General features: G+C 22.5%; 1 protein-coding gene and 1 pseudogene. Both read right to left on the bottom strand.

The genetic code is table 11. The features are described from left to right. Nucleotides 1-38: 38 nt before the first annotated feature. Nucleotides 39-1,430, bottom strand: coding sequence for a DnaJ C-terminal domain-containing protein (locus KTO59_RS03995; RefSeq protein ID WP_284928759.1), 1,392 nt, complete (start codon nucleotides 1,428-1,430; stop codon nucleotides 39-41). 445 nt (nucleotides 1,431-1,875) lie between these two features. Then, nucleotides 1,876-2,109 (bottom strand): annotated as a pseudogene (locus KTO59_RS04630) (DUF2963 domain-containing protein); the annotation flags it as partial. Nucleotides 2,110-2,286 lie beyond the last annotated feature (177 nt).

Here is a 2,286-nt window from a genome sequence, read left to right as displayed (position 1 = left end):
AATATTATACTAATAAATGGCGAGCATCAACTAAATATTTAATCGATAAAATAAGAACGATCGATAAAATCAGTATTTGTTGTTATATTTATATTGATAAATAATAATTTCTTGATTAAATCATAATGGGTAGGTTTATTAACAGATATTCGAAAATCTAAATCTATTGTTTTTAATTCTTCTTTCTTTAAATATAATACTCTTTGTTGTAAATTTAAATTGCTTTTTATATTCAGGTATAAAAAATAAATTCGGAAATTATACTCATTTAATATTTTACTTAACAAAAAACCATTTAAAATAATTATATTTTTATCTTCATTGTATATATCAATAAGGGTATTTTTATTTGAAAATTCAATATTTATATTTTTTAAAGGACCTTTTACAATTTTTTGAATAATTTTATCTAAATGTAATTCTGATGATTTATTATTATGATTGTTATAATTGTTTTTAGTAGGAGTTTTAATTTTGACAATAACAAAATGATCTCCTTTACGAAAATTTGAATGTAAATAAGGAATACCTTTATTTTTTAATTTAAATTTAGTATGAGTTTGTGTTCCTTCTGGTATTTTTAATTCGACTTCGCCATAAATAGTAGGAATACTTAATTCTTTTCCTAAGATAGCATCATAAAAATTAATCCAAACAGTAGAAATAATATTTTGTTTTTCTCTTTCAAAAATTTCATGAGGTCGAATTTTAAAAGTTATATATAAGTCGCTATTTTTTGAATTTAAGTGTCCTCCGTGTCCTTGTTGATCGAGTTTCATTGTCATTCCATCTTCGACTCCAGCAGGAATATCAATGCTTATTGTTTTAACATTTAAAACTCTTTTAGAAGATTTACAAAATGAACATTTTTTAGCAATTATTCGACCTGTGCCTCTACAATAAGAACATACTTGATATTTCTTAAAAAAAAATCTTTGATATTTGGTAATATGTCCTGTTCCATTACAATAATTACAAATTTTAACATCTGTTTTATTTGGTACTCCTGTGCCATGACATTGTTTACAATCTTCTTCGAAATCAACCTTAATTTCTTTTTTTCCACCTAAACACGCTTCTAAAAAATCAATAACACATTCTACGTATTTATCTTTAACATTATTTGTATTTTTTTGTTTATTAGTTCGATTTTCTCCACTACTAAAACCTTGGTTAAATCCTTGAAAACCACTATTATTAAAATTACTATAATCTTGGTGCCAAACACGATCATAATCACTTCTTTTTTTCGCGTTTCTTAATACTTGATAAGCTTCTTGAACTTCTTTAAATTTTGTAGCAGCATTATCTTCTTTAGATACATCAGGATGATATTTTTTAACAAGCCTATGATAAGATTTTTTAATTTCTGTATCACTCGCATTTTTAGAAACTTCTAAAACATCATAATAATCCCTTTTAGATTTCATAATAAAACCCCTCTAGTTTTATACGCACTTTTATAAATTTTTGTAAATAAATTAATTTTTAATACCTAAAATACTAGTTAAAAAACTAGTCTTTTTTTTAGTAAAAAGAGATTTTAAAAATATGCAGAGTTAAAAAAACATTTACATTTTTTTTATAATAATACGACTTATTAATTAATACTAATTAAGATTATAAAACAAAAAAAAAAAAAAACAATTTTAATATTCAGTTTTTTTTATAATGTTTGTCATTATTAAATTAAAAATATAAAAAATTATTTTTACATGGGTTTAAAAACCTCCGAATAGTCTTTAAGTTTCTATTTCAAACCCATAATCAATCCTTTAAATACAAGATAACAGTGTTATAAAAAAAATGTAAGTGCGGACGTTTATTTTATTTTTTATTTGTTTTTTTGTATTTTTCATATTATTTTTTTTCTGTTCAGTCGGGGTGATATTCGTTGATGTAATCGATAGTCTTGCCGTTGGTTTGGTAGATTATTTCTTTAACTAATTTTTCGTTTTCGTTGTATTCGTTGATTTGTTTGATAGTTTTGCCGTCGGAACTATAAAATGTTTCTTTAAATAATTTTCTGTTTTCGTTATATTCTTCAATAAAACTAATAGTTTTGCCGTCGTCTTGGTAGGTTTTTACTTTAATTTTTTGGCCGTTTTCGTTGTATTCGTTATTTGTTTATTTAAATTATTAATTTTATTTTTAAGTTTTTTAATTTGATTTTCATTATTAAAAAATTTAAGACAAATATGATTTTCTTTATTTTAACCAACAATTAAACAAATAATTTTTATATTAATATCATTCAATTTTCTTTTTAATATACAATCTTTTTAT

Origin of the sequence: Candidatus Phytoplasma sp. AldY-WA1 (assembly GCF_020312115.2) — a bacterium.
In the GTDB taxonomy this organism is placed as follows: domain Bacteria; phylum Bacillota_I; class Bacilli_A; order Acholeplasmatales; family Acholeplasmataceae; genus Phytoplasma; species Phytoplasma vitis.
The sequence above is the reverse complement of the archived record's forward strand: the minus strand, read 5'-3'. Positions and strand labels throughout refer to the sequence as shown.